Here is an 18,977-nt window from a genome sequence, read left to right as displayed (position 1 = left end):
ACGACACCGTTTTCGCTGCATTTTCGCTCGCTGAATGGGCCGAAAATGCGAAAAAATGATACCAAATGAGACTAAATCTCCAGTTTGGTATCATTTTCTTTATATAAATTAAGCGTTTTTGCACGAGTTTGGGCTTTTTTTTCTGAAAAATGATACCAAAATACAAAAAATGCCATGTTTGGTAACATTCGTTTTGCACGATTGGCTCGTTTTTTGTTGAATAAAGTAAAAAAAGTGATACCAAAATGCCGAAAATGATTGATTTGGTATCAAAAAATCGCGAAAAACGACTTTTCGACGGTTCAAAACATGTTCTATGGCTCGTAGCTCTTTGCTGCGTTTTCTCGTCATCCTTCTTTCTACTGCCAACGAACCGCTCTTTAATCTCTCCTCTAAATTGCTATATTTGCGGCGTAAAATATTTAGGCTAAAAGAGGTCAAAATGCTCATTCTTCGTGGTACTCCGGCTCTGTCGGATTTCCGTCTGCAAAAGCTTTCATCTGATTTTAAGGCCGCTGGGATTCCGGTTGAATCTGTGTATGCCGAATTCCTCCATGTGGTGGATCTGTCCGCCGACCTGACCGCTTCCGAAAAGGAAACGCTCGAAAAGGTCCTTCATTACGGCCCGATGCGCGAAGTCAAGGCTCTCGAAGGTGAACTCTTTGTGGTCTGCCCGCGTCCGGGTACGATTAGCCCGTGGAGCTCGAAGGCAACCGATATCGCTCACATTTGCGGCCTCCCGGCAATCAAGCGTATCGAACGCGCCATTGCTTACTACGTGAAGTTTGAAGGTGCTGCTCCTGCTGGCGCTCGCGAAAAGATTTCTGCCAAGATCCACGACCGCATGACTCAGGCCGTGTTTGCCGATACTGCATCTCTCGAAGTGCTCTTCAGCAAGGAAGAACCGCGTCCGCTCAACGTGATTCCGGTGCTTACCGAAGGTCGCGACGCTCTCGTGAAGGCAGACAAGGAAATGGGTCTTGCCCTCTCCGCCGACGAAATCGATTATCTCGTCAAGAACTTCACTGAACTCAAGCGCAACCCGACCGACGTTGAACTTTACATGTTCGCTCAGGCCAACTCGGAACATTGCCGTCACAAGGTGTTCGGTGCTGAATGGACCATCGATGGCGAAAAGCAGGACAAGTCGCTTTTCCAGATGATCAAGAACACCTACCAGCTCCACAACTCCAACATTTTCAGCGCTTACAAGGATAACGCTGCCGTGATGAAGGGTGCCGTTGCTGGCCGCTTCTATGCCGACCCGCGCACGAACAAGTACGACTTCCACAACGAAGAAGTCGACATCTTGATGAAGGTTGAAACCCACAACCATCCGACGGCAATTTCTCCGTTCCCGGGTGCCGCTACGGGTAGTGGTGGTGAAATCCGTGACGAAGGTGCAACGGGTAAGGGTTCCAAGCCGAAGGCTGGCCTTACGGGCTTCAGCGTTTCGAACCTCAAGCTTCCGGGTGCAGTTCAGCCGTGGGAAAAGGACTTTGGTAGCCCGTCCCGCATTGCATCTGCTCTTGACATTATGATTGAAGGCCCACTCGGCGGTGCCGCGTTCAACAACGAATATGGCCGTCCGAACATCCTGGGTTACTTCCGTACTTTCGAACAGGAAGTCGATGCCCAGAACGGCAAGGAAGTCCGCGGTTACCACAAGCCGATTATGCTGGCTGGCGGTCTCGGCAACATCAAGCACCAGCACATCGAAAAGGGCCACATCGATCCGGGTGACCACTTGATCGTTCTCGGTGGTCCGGCGATGCTCATCGGTCTCGGTGGCGGTGCCGCAAGCTCTGTGGCTAACGGTGCCGGTAATGAGTCTTTGGACTTTGCGTCTGTGCAGCGCGAGAACCCCGAAATGGAACGCCGCTGCCAGGAAGTCATCGACCGCTGCTGGGCGATGAACGAAGAAAACCCGATTACGTTTATTCATGACGTGGGTGCAGGTGGACTTTCTAACGCCTTCCCGGAACTCGTGAACGATGGCGGTCTCGGCGGTAAGTTTGAACTCCGCAATGTGCCGAACGACGAACCGGGCATGAGCCCGTTCGAAATCTGGAGTAACGAATCCCAGGAACGTTATGTTATCGCCATTGCTGGTGACAAGCTCGATGTGTTCGACGCTATCTGTAAGCGTGAACGCTGCCCGTACGCCGTTGTGGGCGAGGCTATCCCTGAAAAGCACTTGACCCTTACGGACAAGCACTTCGGTACGACTCCGATTGACATGCCGCTCGGCGTGCTCCTCGGTAAGCCGCCGCGCATGATCCGCAATGAAAAGTCTCAGAAGCGCCCGCTCTCTTCTCAGGTGGTGCCGGCTGGTGTGACGATCAAGGATGTGGCACACCGCGTGCTCGCAAACCCGACCGTTGCAGATAAGACGTTCCTCATTTCTATCGGTGACCGTTCCGTGACGGGTATGATTTGCCGTGACCAAATGGTTGGCCCGTGGCAGGTTCCGGTGGCTGACTGCGCCGTGACGAGTGCAACGCTCGACACGTACGAAGGTGAAGTCATGAGCATGGGCGAACGCGCTCCAATCGCTCTTATTTCTCCGGCTGCCGCTGCCCGCATGACGGTCGCTGAATCTCTCACGAACATGGCTGCCGCTTGCGTCCCGGATATGGGCCGCGTAAACTTGTCTGCTAACTGGATGGCGACGCCGAACTACGAAGGCGATGGCGCTGACTTGTACGAAGCCGTGAAGTCTATCGGTATGGAACTCTGCCCGGAACTTGGCATTACGATTCCGGTCGGTAAGGACTCCATGAGCATGAGCACCGTGTGGCAGGACGAAAAGGGTAGCCACCGCGTGACCGCTCCGATTTCTCTTGTGATTAGTGCCTTTGCTCCGTGCGCTGACGTTCGCAAGACGCTCACTCCGCAGCTTTTGCAGAAGAAGGACACGACGCTCGTGCTCGTGGACCTCGCTCGTGGCAAGAACCGCATGGGCGCCTCTATTGCTGCCCAGGTTTACAACCTCCTCGGCGACAAGGCTCCGGATGTCGATTCTGCAAAGGAACTCCGCGCCTTCTTCGAAACCATTCAGAAGCTCAACGCCGACGGAAAGATTCTCGCTTACCACGACAAGAGCGATGGCGGCCTCTTCACGACGGTTGTCGAAATGGCATTTGCTGGCCACGTGGGCGTGACGCTCGATGCTGCCGCCCTCAAGGGTAACCTCATCGACGCCCTTTTCAACGAAGAACTCGGTGCCGTTCTCCAGGTCGCAAACGCAGACCTCGCTGCTGTGAAGGCCGCATTTGAAGCTGTCGGTCTCGGCGATACCGTTTCTGAAATCGGTAAGCTCAACGATACGTACAACATTGTGATTGGCGACTATGCCGAAGGCCTCTCTGACCTCCGCGCCATCTGGAGTGATACGACTCGCCGCATTGCCGCTCTCCGTGACAATCCGGAATGTGCCGAAAGCGAATACAAGCTCAAGCTCGAACAGGACGATCCGGGTATCACGCCGAAGGTCACGTTCGATCTCGCTGCTAGCGCCAAGGTCATCAAGGATTACGCAAGCCGCCCGAAGATGGCAATCCTCCGTGAACAGGGCGTCAACGGCGAACTCGAAATGGCTGCTGCATTTGCAAAGGCTGGCTTCGAATCTATCGACGTTCACATGACGGACATCCTCTCCGGTCGCGTAAGCCTCAAGGACTTCAACGGTCTCGTCGCTTGCGGTGGCTTCAGCTACGGTGACGTTCTCGGTGCCGGTGAAGGTTGGGCCAAGAGCATTCTCTTCAACCCGAAGGCCCGCGCCGAATTCGAAGCTTACTTCAACCGCAAGGATACCTTCACGCTCGGCGTCTGCAATGGCTGCCAGATGGTCTCTAACCTCAAGGATTTGATCCCAGGTGCCAAGCACTGGCCGCGCTTTGTGCAGAACATCTCCGAACGCTTCGAAGCCCGCTTCTGCTCTTTGAAGGTCGAGGATACTCCGGCTGTGCTCCTCAAGGGAATGGCTGGTTCTGTGCTCCCGATCGCTGTTGCTCACGGTGAAGGTCGTGCCGAATTCGCTAGCCGCGAAGCTGCCGAAGCCTGCCTCAAGACAGGTCTCGTGGCTCTCCGCTACGTGGATGGCAAGCACGAATACACCGAACGCTACCCGCTCAACCCGAACGGTTCTCCGTTTGGCATCAACGGCCTCTGCTCTGAAGATGGTCGTGCACTCGTGATGATGCCGCACCCGGAACGCGTGTTCCGCACCTGCCAATACTCTTGGCACCCGGCAGAATGGGGTGAAGATGGCCCGTGGATGCAGCTGTTCCGCAACGGCCGTATCTTCGTAGGGTAAGGTCCCTGAGCCTGCCGAAGGGCCTGCTGAGTGTCATCCCGGCCTTGTGCCGGGATCGCCATATACGCTTGAAAAATCCGCTTCCAGCTTCACCGCAGGGGCGGATTTTTTGTAAGTCCCTATCTCTAGCCGATTGGTGTAGATTTTTGTATTTTCTATGCGAAAAAAGCGAAAAAAATGAAAAAGCTCGTTATTTACATTCACGGGAAAGGTGGTAACGCCGACGAGGCCAATCATTACAAGTCCCTTTTCCCGGATTTTGATGTCATCGGTTTTGATTACAAGGCAGAAACTCCGTGGGAGGCCAAACAGGAATTCTCAGCTTATTTTGACTCGGTTGCCGCAAACTACAACGAAGTCGTGCTTATCGCAAATAGCATTGGCGCGTTCTTCTCGATGAACGCTTTGGGCGAAAAACGCATCAAGCAGGCGCTCTTCATTTCGCCGATGGTGAACTTGGAAAAGCTCATTTGCAATATGATGCTGTGGGCGAACGTCTCCGAAGATGAACTCCGCGAAAAAGGTGAAATTGCGACGAACTTTGGCGAGACGCTTTCTTGGAAATACCTTTGCTACGTGCGAGAAAATCCCATCAAATGGAATATCCCGACGCATATTTTGTACGGCTCCAATGACAATTTGACCGACCTCGAAACGATGCAAGACTTTGCTCAAAAAGTGGGTGCATCGCTCTCGATTATGCAAGGCGGTGAACATTGGTTCCATACTGACGAACAGATGGATTTTTTAGACAGGTGGATTGAAAAATGTCAGAACAAACATTAACTCGCGAAACCTTAATTGAATTCTTCGGCGAACAAGAATATGAAAAACTCTGCCGCCACGAGGCGGGCCACGCTTTAATCGCATTCCTGTTCAAGCGCCAGATTGATTACGTCAGAATCAACAATTCCAAGGAAAAGCCAAGTGCTACGCGTATGCCTGGAAGCTCGCTCGATGGTGCCGCTCACATCGCTATTGCGGGCCACATGTCGGACTTTTTAATCCGCAAAAATTTCGCTTGCGACCTCGACACTGTCATGAAAGAACTCCCGATGGAACTTTACAGGAGCGATCCGGATTACCAGAGCTTCCAGGCGGCCTGCTATTATTACCAACTTGCCGAAACAAACGTTGTCGAACAAGTTTATAACCTCATGATGGCTTGCCAAAAGTCGCTCACCGCAATCGTCGCCGCCTTAAGCGAAAAAACGAATTTGAGTGGTGCCGACCTCGCCACCATTATGAGCGGTAAGTAATCCCGTTGCAGTCCCGTCATCCTGAGCAACGCGAAGGATCCATAATTTCTCGTATATACATTATTTTACTTTTTATTATAAAATTTCTGCAAAGCTATGTTTTTATATTGTTAGTATGCATAGCTTTTACAAATTCTTTTACCTCCTCCTTGCTACAAGCGTTCTGCTCTCTTGCGAACGCAAGCAAGTGAATAAGCCTATTGATGTTTCGCCGGATTCTTCACACAAGATTTACGGCTTTGTCCGTGATACGAGTGCTTACGCGATGGTCGTCGATACGTCCGTTCACGATAGCGCTTTCCGCGAAGAAACTGTCCCTGTAGAGAAAGGGGGCTTTGCGGAGTATTTTTCAAGTTCTCACCAAAAGGGTTCCCCTGAAACCAAAATCTTCTATGCCTATTCGGATTCTATAAGTCCGTTTGTAAAGGGGCGTTCCCAAAAATCGGCTTTTATAGATTTGGTCGCTTTGGCTTATGCTAGACACTATGCCATGGAAATAAGTCCAGACGATATTTGGCTGTTGATTTTAGATGGATTTCGATTACATGTAAAGAGCAATAGTGATTCTTTGAAAGACCGTTTTGTTGGCCCGGATGTCGATACGGACATTAAGGTCTTTGCGAATCACCTGACTATGGAATCTACGCACGAAGAATGGTTTGGCGTCATTGCAGATTTTTTCGATAATCTTCAAGAAAAGTTGCCGCCAGAAACGGGTGCTCCGTTGCGGACGAAATTTTCGACCACAAGCCCGGTCGATTACAATATTTCACGTTCCATGGTTATGGCCATAGCGTCTGAATATTATACATATTTTACCTATACTTTATGCGGTATTCCCCAAATAAGGATTAATGGCACAAAAGAGGATTGGAGCTTGTTGAAGGATTCTTTTAATAAGCTTGCAACTCGCCTTGATATGGAATGGTGGTCACAACAGTTAAATCCGATTCTTGATGAATTTGTTAAAGCTTTCGATGGAAATAGTTCTATCGCTTTTTGGAAAAATATATATAAGCTATACAACCCCAAAGGATGTGGAAATCCTAAATTCAATGGCTGGTTCTCCAAGTTCTATCCGTACTTGATGGGATATTCTGATAAAATGGAGTTTGTAAAACGTACAGATTGGGAACATGATGTCGATTTCGAAACCCTGCCGAATGCTCTTACGTCTGTTGATGTTAAATGGAACTATTTGGGTCAAGAAATTCCTTTGAAACTTTATACAGGATTTATCGGAGTTCAGGTGGATGCGACTTCGAAAATGTTGAAAGCGGCAAGAGGGTACGCTTTGCGTTCGCAATGTGGCTGGTGCGATATAAAGAATGTTGCGGATACATTGACTTATATTCCTGGGAAACCGCATCGTATGCTAGAGATGTTAGCCATCTCGGATTCAATGAATATCTATGACAAAAACGGCCTCTCTTTTGCGACACACGACCGCAAAGAAATTGAGAATTTTATAAAGGCTTCGAACTACAAAGACGAATATATGGAACCATCTATACGCTCTAGAATAGAAAAAAAGTATAAATCGATTTTGTCGGTCAACCTGTTCAAAGATGGAAAACTCTTAGATCACTTGCAATATTTCGTTGTGCCTGAAGAGAGTGCTGGCGGGATTCTTACCCTTCAGGGCGTGGTTGCAATAAATGACAAGGAACGTATTGAATCCTTCTTTAAGGAACGAAATGTCGCTATTGATGGCGTGGTTAAGGAATTTGAAAATGAGAAAACCCTCCCGAAATTGAATATCGATATTCTTGTGGATACGGTTGTCTTAAAAGAGGGAAAATCTCTTAGAGAAAATCTTGAAATGGGTGAATTTAAAACAGGGATAATCCAAGCCTTTAAAAACTCAATGGGCTGGCGCCTCAAGAGATTGTTGTATCGCTATTATAATGATGATTTTAATTTATCCGCAGTAGCAGCGATGGGCTATAAAGAAAAAGGCCGTGTAGATGAGCATGTATCCTTATCCTTGGAGCCTGATTCCAATAAAGAATTCAAAGAGGAATTGAGGGAGGTGTTACATTACGGTTATATGCCTCCAGAAGTTCATACGGATGTTGGCAATGATGAAATCGCACAAGAAATTGTTGATTTCGTTAAAATTCATCTTGCTTTTACAAGGGAATACCATATGGTTTGCAAGCAGAATGGGCAAGATGCCAAAGATTCTGTCGATATCATTGGAGCACCGGCTACAAAAAAGAGCCTTTGCAGTGAAATTAAGTTCTCTAAAGACCTTGCAACAGGCGGCGTTGTCCGCTATGAATGTATAGAACACAATAAAATAATAGTGCCTAAGAAACGAGAAAAGATGTTGAACTCTAAAGATTCTACACTTGCAGACTCTCTTATGGCTAGGTTCAACGCTTTGTATGGGGAACCTCGTGAAAGAATTCGTTCCACTTATACAAATGCGTATTTTAACAAGCGTAACGACGTATATGATACTCGTTATAACCTCCCGATATCGCAAGTCGTAAAGCTTAAAATTCCAGCTTGTTTCGTGGAAGAATGATAGATTATGCATAGCCTTTACAAATTCCTTTTCCTCTTCCTTGCCGCATGTGTTCTCTCTTCTTGCGAACAGAAACGTGATGAGCCGGTGATTGAAATTTCTTCGAAACCGACCGAGAGTTTTGAAGGCTTTGCTCGCGATACAAGTGCTTATGCGCTGGTTGTCGATACGACTGTTCACGATAGTGCGTTCAATGAAAAAATCGTTCATGTAAAAAGAGGCGGCTTCGTAGAATATTTTGCAAAACAAGCTGAGGATGAGGGGACGAACGGACAAAAAATTTTCTATGCGTATTCCGATTCCGTGAGTCCGTTTGTTAAAGGTTCTTCCGAAAGGCCTACATTCATTGATTTTGTTGCACTTGCATACGCCAAGCATTATGCTATGGAAATTAATCCAGACGATATCTGGCTTTTGATTTTGGACGGCGTCCGGCTACACGTCAAGAGCAATCGCGAAGCCCTCAAGGACCGGTTTGTTGCACCGGGTGCTGATACTGTTGTTTCCGTTATGGATAATTCGTTGACTCTAGAATCTACGCACAAGGAATGGTTCTGGACGCTCTCGGAATTGTTTGATTCTTTGCAGGCGAAGTTGCCTCCAGAAACAGGCGAACCCTTGAGAATCAAGTTCTCGACGACAAGCCCCGTGGATCAAAATGTTTCTCGCACGATGACCATGGCTGTAGCTTCGGAATATTATTCGTATGAAGTTTATTCGCTTTGCGGAATTCCGAAAATCAAAGTGAATGGTACAAAAGAGGACTGGATTTTACTCAAAGATTCCTTTAACAGACTGGCTTCACAGTTGGATATGAAATGGTGGGCTATAGGTCTTAATCCTATTCTTGACGAGTTTATCAATATTTTTGATGGCAAAATAAATTTAAAACACTGGAAAAATATTTACAAGTATTACAGTCCAGAAATGTGCGGTAACGATTATTTTAATGGCTGGATTTCAAGATTTCTTCCCTATACAAAAGTGCCAAGTTCAGAAACTGAAAAATTTATCAAACGCACAGATTGGAATGAAAAACTGGATTTTGAACAAGTTCCCAGAGGAATTACTTTTATAGATATACAATGGAAATTCATAGAAGAGGTGATTCCGCTGAAACTCTACACCGGTTTTATCGGTATGCAGGTAGATGCCACGAATAATATGTTGAAAGCATCTAGAGGTTACGCTCTTGTCTCTTATGGTATGCAAAAGTTAAAAAATGTTGCTCGGAATACAACGTATATTCCTGGAAAAGCGTATCACTTGGTAGAATCTTTGGCCTTTTCCGATTCCATGAATGTTTATGGGAAAAACGGCTTGGTCTATGCGACCAATAATGCAGACGAAATAGAAAAATTTGCGGATGTGTCTGCCTTTGATGAAGAATATCCTGAAGCGGAATCGTGGCGTAGAGAAATGGTCGGGGTTGGTAAACCTAACCTGTCAATCAATTTGTACCGAAAAGGCAAACTGGTGGATCATTTGCTTTATTATGCGAAACCTCGAATGGAAACATTCACGGAACGTGTGCTCGATTTTTTAACTTCGGATTACGATGGAACAATGCTCTCGTTGCAGGGCGTTGGACGATGGAAAAAGCCCGCTGCAATCAAGAAATTTTTCAAGGAACGCAATATTCCTATAAACGGGTCTGTCAATGAATTTGTAATTGAAAATTTTCTTCCGAAATTGAATGTAGAAATTTTTGTGGATACGGTTGTCCTTAAAGAAGGAAAATCTCTTCGAGATGGTCTAGGAATGGGGTCTTTTAAGACCGGGATAACCCGGGCGATGAATAATTCTATAGGGTGGCGACTTAAGAGATTGTTGTATCGCTATTATAAAGAAGATTTTAATTTATCCGCAGTTACGGCGATGGGCTATAAAGAAAATGGCCGTGTAGATGATTATCTTTCTTTGTCCTTGTATCCAGACACCAACAGAAAATTCAAAATGGAATTGAAAGATATTTTGTATTACGGCTATATGCCGCTGAATGTTCATACGGATATTGGTAATGATGAAATAGCTCAGGAAGTTGTCGATTTCGTGAAGATGCATCTCGCTTTTACAAGAGATTATCGCATGGTTTGCAAGGAGAATGGGCGAGATGCGAAAGATTCTGTCGATATCTTCGGAGCACCGGATGCAAAGAAAGATCTTTGTAACGAGATTACGTTCTCGAAAGACCTTGCGACTGGCGGCGTTGTCCGTTATAAATGTGTAGAATACAATAAAAAAGTGAAGTTCGGGGAACGTCCTGAAGAAATTGAACCAAGATATACGAATGTCCGCTTTAACAAACATGACGCTGTGTATGATGGCGGCCTCACGATTTCGCAAGTCGTAAAACTCAAAATTCCACCTTGCTTTGTCGAAGAAAAACTCAATAAAGAAGAGGATGAAAAATACAATGAAGATTTCCGTTTCTAAATACCTTTTCTTCCTCCTTGCCGCATGCGTTCTGCTCTCTTGCGAGCGCAAGCAAGTGAATAATCCCATTGACGTTTCACCGGATTCTTCGCACAAGATTTACGGCTTTGTCCGTGATACGAGTGCGTACGTGATGGTTGTAGATACAGCCGTTCACGACAGTGCCATCAATGGCGAATTGATTCCTGTAAATCAAGGTGGCTTTACGGAATATTTTAAAGGCAAATCGCAAGAAGGAACGAATGCGAAAAAGATATTTTATGCGTATTCTGATTCCATAAGTCCTTTTATTAGAGAATCGTCTTCTCCGAGAATGTCCTTTATAAATCTGGTGGAGCACGCGTATGCTTGTCATAATTCCATAGAAATAAATCCAGACGATATATGGCTTACAATTTTGGACGGCATTCGGCTCCATGTGAAAAACAATCGTGATTCACTGAAAGACCGCTTTGTGTCTCAGGGGGCTAATACAACCATCGAAATTCGGAATGATTCGCTTTCGTGGAATACAACGTATGAAAAATGGCATAGTGTTCTCGCGGATTTATTCGATTCTCTGCAAGAGAAAATGCCTGTAGAAACTGGAGAACCGTTGAATGTTAAATTCTCGACGACAAGCCCGATTGATTACAACATATCTCGTTCCATGGTGATGGCGGTCGCCTCAGAATATTATACTTATACATTGATTGCAGCTTGTGGAATCCCCAAAATCAAGGTGAACGGAACGAAATTGGACTGGAGCTTGCTTAAGGATTCTTTTAACAAGCTTGCGTCACGATTGGATTTGGAATGGTGGGCGAAAGAGTTAAATCCCATTCTTGATGAATTTGTCAATATTTTTGATGGAAAAATCGATTTAAATCATTGGAGAAGCATCTTTAAAGATCCTGGAAGTGAATGTGGGAAGCATCCGGTTGATGGATGGATAACCAAATTTTATCCTTATATAGGCCGTGATAAACCAGAACGTCGAAAGAATTGGAATGTTGCAATTGGTGATGTAAATGATATTCCGAAGGGATTGACGGACGTTGACGTCAATTGGATTTATGACGGCAAGAAAATTCCTCTGAAAATTTATACGGGCTTTGTCGGATTTCAGGCCGATACGACTAGAAATATGCTGAAAGCATCTCGCGGATATGCGCTCATGTCTTATTGCGGCTGGTGCGATATGGATTCTATTGCAAATAAGCTTAAGTATATTCCAGGAAAGCCTCTCCGCTTGCAGGAATCTTTGGCCATTTCGGATTCGATTGAAATCTATAATGCACAGGGTATTGCTTATGCAACAAGTGATCCGAAGGAAATTGAAAACTTTGCCGCAGCATCATCGCTCAAAAATGAAACCGATGAATATCATCATGAATCTTATCCTTATGAAATTGATGAAAAAATTTCTAATGTTGAACCGTTCTGTGTAGTTAACTTATATAAAGGTGGAAAAGTTATAGAACATTTAAGCCTTTATAAACAGATCTGGAAAAAATATGTTGTTCTTACGCAAGAGATTGGGACTCTTAACGATCCTCTTTCATTAGAGGCTTTTTTCAAGGAACGCCATATTTCTTTTGATGGTGAGTTTAATGGATTTACAAATGATAAAAGTATCCCAGAATTAGACGTAGATGTTTTTGTTGATTCTCTTGAACCTAAAGAAGGCAAAGATTTTGAAGACGTTTTTTTCTACAATTATAAAAAGGAAAATTTTAAAGAGTTTTTCGCTTGGCGATTAAAAAAGGCTTTCTATAAACATTATAAAAATGATTTTAAATTATCTGTTGACGCTAAACTTGAGTATGGCGAAGATGGGCAAGTTGCAAATGTTATTATGAATACAGAACACCCTAAGTACAAAGCGTTTTTAGAAGATGTTAAAGATGCTCTTTATTATGCCTGGGATGCTCCAAAAATAGATGATGAAGTCAATGATTTTATTATAAAGTCAGCGAAGTTGCATTTATCTTTTTCGAGAAAGTACCGTATGGTCTGTAAGCAGAATGGGCAACCCGCGAAAGATACGGTTGAAATTGTGGTCGATCTAGATGCAAAAAAGTCTCTTTGCAGTGAAATAATCTTTACGAAAGACCTTGTTACAGGAAGTGTAAATCATTATGAATGTAATGAGTTCAACAAGAAACTTGAGCAAAATGAAATCGAAATCATTCTTAATGAACTTGGGCGAAATGAAATCATTCCTGTTTTCAGAAATGATATTTTCGTTCGATCTGACGAAGTGCATGATGGCCGTATCTCGATTTCGGATGTCGTGACTCTCAAAATTCCGCCGTGCTTTGTAGAAGAAAAAATCAATGAAGAAGAAAATTACAATGAAGATTTCCGTTTCTAAATTCCTTCTCCTCCTCCTCGCCGCATGCGTTTTGCTCTCTTGCGAACAGGAACGTGATAATGTTTCTGTAGATTTTATTCTTGGAAAACCGCGACCTATGCAAGAATCTTTAGCGCTTGCAGATTCTATGGTCGTATATAATGCACAGGGCTTGGCCTACACAACGAATAGCTTGAAGGAAATCAAAAAATTTGCCAAGGCCGCGGTGCTTGATGAAGAAACTGTTGAATTTGAAAGAATTCTTAAAGATGATTTCTTAGATAAAGTGAATTTGTCTGTTAGCTTATTCCAAAAAGGAACGCTGATTGATTATTTGTTCTTCTATGAAAATCGTTCTTCTTGGGATACTTTATTTGAAGGAATTGTATATTCGTTGCAAGGCTACGGCAGAATGAAAAAAATGGATCCTATTTATGCGTTTTTCAAGGAACGAAAAATTTCTACAGAGGGTAAAACTGCGGAATTCAAAACACGTCCGAATCTACCAGCATTGAAAGTGAATATATATGTTGATACATTTGAATTAAAAGAAGGAAAATTTCTTAGTGATACGATGCCACCACGCGAATTTGAAACGGGACTTGTTAATAGTGTGAAAAGGCCTTGTCGTTGGCTTCTTGACAGAACTTTCAAACGATATTATAAAGAGGGCTTTAATCTTTCTGTTGATGCTACGATTACATTTGGCGATAGTGGCCGTGTTACGAATGTTTCAATGGATACTGATCATCCTGAGTATAAAGATTTCTTGGAAGAAGTCAAATCCATTCTATATTATGCATGGATGCCGCCAGAAGTGCGAACGCAGCTTGTTGTTCGTCAAACGCATCCTATATTTACCGAATACCTTCCTCCTGAATTGCGTTCTCGGCGTATTTTTGGCAAGATCGCAGCACAAGAAATTGTCAAGTCAGAAAAGGTCCATCTTTCGTTTTCTAGAGAATATTTCCAAGAATGTAATGGCGAGGAAAGTGAAAAAGATTCCATTGAGATTGTCGGCTATTCTGACGTCATCAAAGAACATTGCGATAAGATTCATTTTACGAAAGACTTGGCTACGGGTGGAATTAATTATTTGCGATGCGTAAAAGGGGTGACAAAAAGTGATCCTCAGTTCCCTAAAAAGCCGGTAAAACCTGCAAAATCTGTTGTACTGTTTGACAGATATCATGCCATGTACGTCAAAGAAGACCTTTCTTTAAGTCAAGTCGTAACCCTCAAAGTCCCGCCTTGCTTTGCCCCATAGCTCAAGCCCCAAAGCAACCGAAGGTTGCGACCCCATAGCCCATACTTCGTTTGACAATTCGTCAACGTTTTTATTGGCGTGATTTTTGCGATTGCCGTGTATTGATATATATTTAAATTCGGTGTTATGGGCTTTCGTTGTTTGGGGAATAAACGCGAATGGCTTAGAACCAAAGGATTAACTATGAAACAGCACATTCGCGTTGCTGCTCTTTGCAGCGCGTTCTCTTTTGCATTGGCGTCAAATTCCTTCGCGGCAGATTTGCCGACGGCGAACGAAATGTTTGCCAAGATGGGCTTTGGCATAAATATCGGGAACACGATGGAAGTTCCCCAGAATCCGACGTGGTGGGGCAACAAGTTCCCGACCGAAGCGTACATTGATTCGGTCAAGGCGGCGGGCTTTAGCACGATCCGCATTCCGTGCGCGTGGTACAGCCATTCAAACGCTTTGTCGCGTGATTCTAGCAGGGCGGATATTGTTCCGGGCGGTGGCCCGAACGAGATTGCTTCAAGCTGGATGGATTCGGTGCAGACGGTCGTGGATTACTGCATGCGTGCAGGGCTTGTAACGATTCTGAACATCCATTGGGATAACGGTTGGCTCGAAGGCAACCTGAACGACCAGGAAAAGGACAAGGTGAACGCCCGCCAGAAGGATTTCTGGACGCAAATCGCGACGCATTTTAAGGACTATAATGAAAATTTGCTTTTCGCAAGCGCTAACGAGCCTGCCACAACTGACGCAAATTACAAGCACGAAACTGAAATCCTGATGACGTATCACCAGACGTTCGTGGATGCCGTGCGTGCGACGGGTGGCAATAACGCAAGCCGTACGCTCGTGATTCAGGGGCCATCGACAAGCATTGACCGCAGCTCCGAAGTGATGCCGGTAAGCAAGCTCCCGAAGGACGTAATTGCGAATCGCTTGATGGTCGAAGTACATTTCTATGACCCTTATACATACACACTCTTGAACGATGTGGTCGATTGGGGAGCGCAGGTTTACCCGCAGTACTACTGGGGCGACGACCTTGCGACAGGTGCGGATATCGTGCATAACTGCGGCTACAACGCTTGGGCAGGTGCCATGGGCGACAAGTGCACGAGTTCCCAGATTCAGGACCAGTTCGGCAAGATGAAAACGAACTTTGTCGATAAGGGTGTGCCTGTGATTATCGGCGAGTTCGGTGCGAATGACCGCGTGGGGGTGTTGACCGGCGACAATTATGCGAAACACCGCAAGGGCCGCCTCGCTTATTACGATGCCGTGATGAAACTTGCAAAACAAAACAAGGTGGTGCCTATCGCTTGGGATACGGGTCACGAAGGCGAAAACAACATGACTATTATCCGTCGCCAGACAGAACCTGACGGTTCCGTGTTTGACAAGGACGTCCTGAACATCATGCGTCATGCGTACGGCCTTGACGATTACGTGAACAACGGCATTACGCATGTTGACAATTTCAAGACCGACGATGGTACGATTTCCATTTTCAAGCACGATCGCCCGGCGCAGTCCCGCAACTTGCGTACCTCTCGCACGTACGATTTGCTTGGCAAGCAGAACCCGCAAGCGCATGTTGTGAAAGTGAAAAAATAGGTTTTATGTTATAAGAAAAAGTAAAATGTCCCGACAGAAGTCGGGACTTTTAAAAAATTACTGGATCCCGTCAGTCGCTTTCGCTCCCTCCAGGATGAGTGTCTTGAGGGCATTACACCTCGCTGAAACAGCTTCTATTATTATCCTCTAGCCTCTAATCTTTAGAACCGTAATTGGATCCTTCGGGGAAACCCCTCAGGATGACGGACTTCCTTCCTACTTGCACTTTCACTTCGTTCATGTGCCAAAAGTGTGCAAGGTTATGACGCAGCTGAATATTTGTATTCAGATATGGCATAACCGCAGCCACGAACGCCAAAGGCGTTAAATGCTAGCCTCGGTCATGTCCAAGCAAGCTTGGCCGCGACGCTCGGCTTACGCATTTGTCCTACTGCCTACTGCGGCTTTGCCGCGACCACTAGAATCCTATGCTGGCTTGCACCATGTAGATTCTGTTCTCGTCTTGGCCGGTGTAGTAGCCGCGTTCTTCACCCCACGTAGCAGCTTCGAACGAGAAGAAACGAAGCACTTCAACGCCGATACCTGCGGAGGGGTAGCCGCCTCTGAAACCACCTGCAAGTCGTAGTGAAATAAAGCGGATTTCGTTGTTGAGTCCAGGAATAGCAAAAAGCGTCTGTTCAATTTCGAAACCAAAGTTGAGATGGCTCATGAACTTGTAGTTCCTATCCGCATTGAACATGTCCGCAAAATCTACAGCTACGTTGAATTTGCGCCCAAATCCCGTGTTGCTGTTCATGAATTTCGGACTATAGTTTGCACCAATTGTAAAGTTCGGAATAAGTGTTTCGCCTGCAAGTGATTTGAAGTAAATATCCCGAAGCGATGCGCCGAAACGAATTTCGCGGTTGTACTGGTAAAGAACGCCCAAATCCAAGCCGAATGAGAATGTCTTGGAATCAAAGAAATCGTCCGTTGCGTTATCGACTTGCTGTTCCAAAGAATCGACAATCGTCTTGTAATTTGCAATACCAAGCGTAATCATTTCGGTTTTGTGACGCTTTACGATTTTTGCACCAAGGCCTACGGAGAGCTTGTTTTGCATGATTTCGTATGCGCCACCGATTTGAGCCATTGCATCAATGTAGAACGTATCGACAACGAAATAGGGGAGGATCAAGCCTCCATCTATATAAGGGGCTACACTTCCGTTCATCCAGAACGCTGCTCCAAAATTGTGGAACGCCATTTCTGCATCGATTTTCAATCTCATCTCCAAAGTCTTGTGGTCATGCGAATTGAGAATCTTGATGTATTTAGGATTCTTGACAAGTGAATCAAGTATAGCGCTTGTTCTGCTAGTTTGTGCGATATCTGCATCTTCTTGCGCTTTCTTGAACATGTCCTGCACGTCGTTCACGTCGCTGTATGCCGAAAGAAATTTGCTGAATTCTCCGGCTCCACCAATCGTAAGGCGCATATCGCCTATCCAGTTTCGAGGATAGTAGCCCTGTTCTGGGCGGTAATCGTAATTACCGAGCCTGTTGATTTGGCTTAAACCGGCGTAGTTGAAATGTAAAGCTTCTTTGTCATCGACGACGGCGACATGTGCACCACCCATGGATTCCGCACGGAGCGAAACGTGGCGTGGGGATTTTGCAAAAACAAAGCCTACGGATAATGCAAGAACTGTGAGTAGAGTTAATTTATTCATTCTGCATTCCTCCATTGAAACCATTGCTTGAAATCTTCTTCGGTGTAATTGTTCCAGCAGCCGCCAACCATTTCTTGGCGTTTTTTCAGATTGTACTTGATGTTGTTGATATCGGTATCTTTGCGGATTTTTTCCTTGGCTTCAATTAATTTATTGAGGTCATTTCCGTTGTATTTAAAATCAACGGCGTATTTGAATTTGATTTCTTGAGCGAACTTGAGCCGGTGGTTGTCCTCGCTGTCACGATCATCAGGGTCACGAATGACATATTGCCATTCATCGGGATCTTCGCTCCCGGACTTGCCGTTCAAGTCTATATCGATGTTTTCGTATTTTTCGATGATATTGAGCGAATCCACTTGCGATTTAGAAAGATCGTATATTTTGTTATCGCTTTCGTTGAATTTGACGCTCTTGTTTTCGTCATCCTTAATCACTGGGGTATTCTTTACAAGAACGATAACGCGGTTGTCACGCACGTCTTCATCTATTTCTCCATCGCCGTCATTATCGTAGTTATCGAGAATTTCTTCATCGACACATCCGTCTCCATCATCGTCCATGATGTTTGCGAATTTGAAGAATACGTCATAGCGGTCATTAGAAGTTGTTTGAGCTCTATCGTTCAGCTGGATGACCGTGTTTGCCAGTCCGACTGTGACATTAGCGTAGTCATCTTCATTGATATACTGACGTGTGGAGTCTGGCAGTACTGCCTTGATGATTTCTGATGTGGCTTCCGGCGATGCCTTGATTGCTTCGGCTGCAGATGCCAATTCCTTTAGGAATGGTTTGAGGCTATCACCGAGATCGGTCAACGTAGTGAGGTTCATCATCATGCCGGAATTGTCCGTAGAAACAACAGAAGCCAGTTGGGTCTGTACGGATCGGATGCGGAGGGCGGCTTTGGTAAGCTGTAAAATGGTGTAGCTGTCGGCGATGTCGTTAAAGCGGATTTTTTTGTCTGTTCTGTCCGTTGTATCTCGGACAATGAACATATCCAAGTAATGCATGACCGAATCGATTCCATCAGAAATGATTGCCGCTTTCTCGTCTGACATACTGAGGAGTTCGTTCGTGTTTTTGCCGTTTTCGTCTTCTTTGGTCTGGGTGTAGGAAACGAGCTCAAACGCATTCAGCCCTTCACGTGTACTCAGAACGCATTTGGCAAGCCCGATCCATGCTTCGGAATGTCCCGAGTCAGCTTCAAGAGCCCTGTTGAAAAAGCGGCGTGCAGAATCGAAATTCGAATTTTGAATTTCAAGATAACCATCGAGCGTGAGAGCGTCTGGGTCATCGCTTTCGGCGTCGCGGCTGTCTGTCGGGTGGAACAGGTTGCAACCGGCAATGCTTAAGGACAATGCCATTGCGAGAGACCACATCCATTTGCGATATGTTTTTTTACTCATTTTACTAGTCCTGAAAACGAATACTCAGTATAAAAAAATAATATCATTATTACAAATAGTGCACTTTTATCCTTTAAAATTGCATATTTTACCTTTAAAATGCATATTTTATCTTTTTTTGGTGTCTTTTTTTACGTTTT

At 45.3% G+C, this 18,977-nt stretch carries 10 protein-coding genes; 8 read left to right on the top strand and 2 right to left on the bottom strand.

Annotated features, from left to right (window positions below; genetic code table 11):
• Positions 1–442 precede the first annotated feature (442 nt).
• From purL to IKG78_RS13125, 8 genes are all read left to right on the top strand, one after another.
• Positions 443–4,318, top strand: a complete 3,876-nt coding sequence (gene purL, locus IKG78_RS13160; protein ID WP_290944231.1) for a phosphoribosylformylglycinamidine synthase — start codon at positions 443–445, stop codon at positions 4,316–4,318.
• 177 nt (positions 4,319–4,495) lie between these two features.
• Positions 4,496–5,104 (top strand): alpha/beta hydrolase, encoded by a 609-nt coding sequence (locus IKG78_RS13155; protein ID WP_290944228.1) that lies wholly within the window; start codon positions 4,496–4,498, stop codon positions 5,102–5,104.
• Positions 5,086–5,577 carry a hypothetical protein gene (locus IKG78_RS13150; protein ID WP_290944225.1) on the top strand — a complete coding sequence of 164 codons (492 nt, stop codon included), beginning with the start codon at positions 5,086–5,088 and terminating at the stop codon, positions 5,575–5,577. Before IKG78_RS13155 ends, IKG78_RS13150 begins: the two co-directional genes overlap by 19 nt.
• Positions 5,578–5,692: 115 nt before the next feature.
• Entirely contained in the window at positions 5,693–8,110 is a 2,418-nt protein-coding gene (locus IKG78_RS13145) for a DUF4419 domain-containing protein (protein ID WP_290944222.1), read from the top strand.
• A gap of 6 nt (positions 8,111–8,116) precedes the next feature.
• On the top strand, positions 8,117–10,546 hold the full coding sequence (locus IKG78_RS13140; protein WP_290944219.1) for a DUF4419 domain-containing protein: 2,430 nt from the start codon (positions 8,117–8,119) through the stop codon (positions 10,544–10,546).
• A gap of 133 nt (positions 10,547–10,679) precedes the next feature.
• Positions 10,680–12,902: a DUF4419 domain-containing protein gene (locus tag IKG78_RS13135; protein ID WP_290944267.1), complete on the top strand. Its 2,223-nt coding sequence runs from the start codon at positions 10,680–10,682 to the stop codon at positions 12,900–12,902.
• On the top strand, positions 12,865–14,148 hold the full coding sequence (locus IKG78_RS13130; RefSeq protein ID WP_290944217.1) for a hypothetical protein: 1,284 nt from the start codon (positions 12,865–12,867) through the stop codon (positions 14,146–14,148). Before IKG78_RS13135 ends, IKG78_RS13130 begins: the two co-directional genes overlap by 38 nt.
• A 183-nt stretch (positions 14,149–14,331) precedes the next feature.
• Complete coding sequence (locus IKG78_RS13125) at positions 14,332–15,756, top strand: glycoside hydrolase family 5 protein (protein WP_290944214.1); 1,425 nt, start codon at positions 14,332–14,334, stop codon at positions 15,754–15,756.
• 418 nt (positions 15,757–16,174) lie between these two features.
• Here the strand turns inward: IKG78_RS13125 and IKG78_RS13120 are convergent, their stop codons facing one another.
• Both IKG78_RS13120 and IKG78_RS13115 read right to left on the bottom strand, forming a co-directional pair.
• Positions 16,175–17,428, bottom strand: coding sequence for a hypothetical protein (locus IKG78_RS13120; RefSeq protein WP_290944211.1), 1,254 nt, complete (start codon positions 17,426–17,428; stop codon positions 16,175–16,177).
• The gene (locus tag IKG78_RS13115; RefSeq protein WP_290944208.1) at positions 17,425–18,837 is read right to left on the bottom strand and encodes a hypothetical protein; all 1,413 of its coding nucleotides are present in this window, start codon (positions 18,835–18,837) and stop codon (positions 17,425–17,427) included. The genes IKG78_RS13120 and IKG78_RS13115 overlap by 4 nt, the downstream gene beginning before the upstream one ends.
• Positions 18,838–18,977 lie beyond the last annotated feature (140 nt).

Source organism: Fibrobacter sp. (genome assembly GCF_017545445.1).
Classification (GTDB): domain Bacteria; phylum Fibrobacterota; class Fibrobacteria; order Fibrobacterales; family Fibrobacteraceae; genus Fibrobacter.
Note: the sequence above shows the minus strand (reverse complement) of the source record. Positions and strands in the feature narration are given on the sequence as shown.

Coding starts and splice junctions, on each gene's coding strand:
- purL (WP_290944231.1), top strand. CDS start 443: ATGCTCATTCTTCGTGGTACTCCGGCTCTGTCGGATTTCCGTCTGCAA.
- IKG78_RS13155 (WP_290944228.1), top strand. CDS start 4,496: ATGAAAAAGCTCGTTATTTACATTCACGGGAAAGGTGGTAACGCCGAC.
- IKG78_RS13150 (WP_290944225.1), top strand. CDS start 5,086: ATGTCAGAACAAACATTAACTCGCGAAACCTTAATTGAATTCTTCGGC.
- IKG78_RS13145 (WP_290944222.1), top strand. CDS start 5,693: ATGCATAGCTTTTACAAATTCTTTTACCTCCTCCTTGCTACAAGCGTT.
- IKG78_RS13140 (WP_290944219.1), top strand. CDS start 8,117: ATGCATAGCCTTTACAAATTCCTTTTCCTCTTCCTTGCCGCATGTGTT.
- IKG78_RS13135 (WP_290944267.1), top strand. CDS start 10,680: ATGGTTGTAGATACAGCCGTTCACGACAGTGCCATCAATGGCGAATTG.
- IKG78_RS13130 (WP_290944217.1), top strand. CDS start 12,865: ATGAAGAAGAAAATTACAATGAAGATTTCCGTTTCTAAATTCCTTCTC.
- IKG78_RS13125 (WP_290944214.1), top strand. CDS start 14,332: ATGAAACAGCACATTCGCGTTGCTGCTCTTTGCAGCGCGTTCTCTTTT.
- IKG78_RS13120 (WP_290944211.1), bottom strand. CDS start 17,428: ATGAATAAATTAACTCTACTCACAGTTCTTGCATTATCCGTAGGCTTT.
- IKG78_RS13115 (WP_290944208.1), bottom strand. CDS start 18,837: ATGAGTAAAAAAACATATCGCAAATGGATGTGGTCTCTCGCAATGGCA.